Annotated in this window: 1 protein-coding gene; it reads left to right on the top strand. The window is 53.9% G+C overall.

From position 1 onward, the window contains the following. On the top strand, positions 1-493 hold a 493-nt coding region (locus tag AUR66_RS11485; protein ID WP_231727856.1), incomplete at its 5' end, for a VOC family protein. Positions 494-684: the final 191 nt, after the last annotated feature.

Below are 684 nucleotides of genomic sequence, written 5' to 3'. Positions count from 1 at the left end.
GATTGCACCCCATCGGATTGACCACGTGCAGATTTGGGATCCGAGCGCACACGAATGCGCAAATTGGTTCCAGGACGAATTGGGGTTTCAGGTTCAGGAGTATTACGACGAGGCTGACGGCTCTCGATGGGGCACGTTCTTGAGTGCGTGTAAGGCAAAGATCGATCTGGCGGTCGTCCAGTCGGACGTCGAAAACGACGACCCTGCAGTACACCACATTGCCTACAAAGTGGACTCACCAAACGATCTCTTTGCCGCTCATAACGTGATGAACGAGCAGGGAATCACTACGGATGGAATTGGACAGCACTCTATCTCTCGTGGGGAATTCCTCTATGCGCGAGACCCAGCCAGCGGTCACCGAATCGAATTCAACACTGGAAGTTATCTCACACTTGACCCCCATTGGGAACCAGTTGCGTGGGAGGAGGGAGACCTCGATGACCGTCAATGGATCGGGGGGATTCTCTCAGCTGAGCGAGTTACTTACTAGCGACAGAGAGGCTGTAGCTCAGCAATTTTTGATCGTGTTCTCCTGCCTGTTCTGAGCAAAAGCAAGTGGACTACGGAAATGGAATCCGACGCTTACCGTCGGGTTACCCGAACTCCACCAGACACGCGTTTCTTGAGGAAACCTGCCGACTTACCGTGAGTCGTCGAGGTATGGGCTCGGGGCAACTGTCG

Origin of the sequence: Haloferax profundi (assembly GCF_001469865.1) — an archaeon.
GTDB lineage: Archaea > Halobacteriota > Halobacteria > Halobacteriales > Haloferacaceae > Haloferax > Haloferax profundi.
Note: the sequence above shows the minus strand (reverse complement) of the source record. Positions and strands in the feature narration are given on the sequence as shown.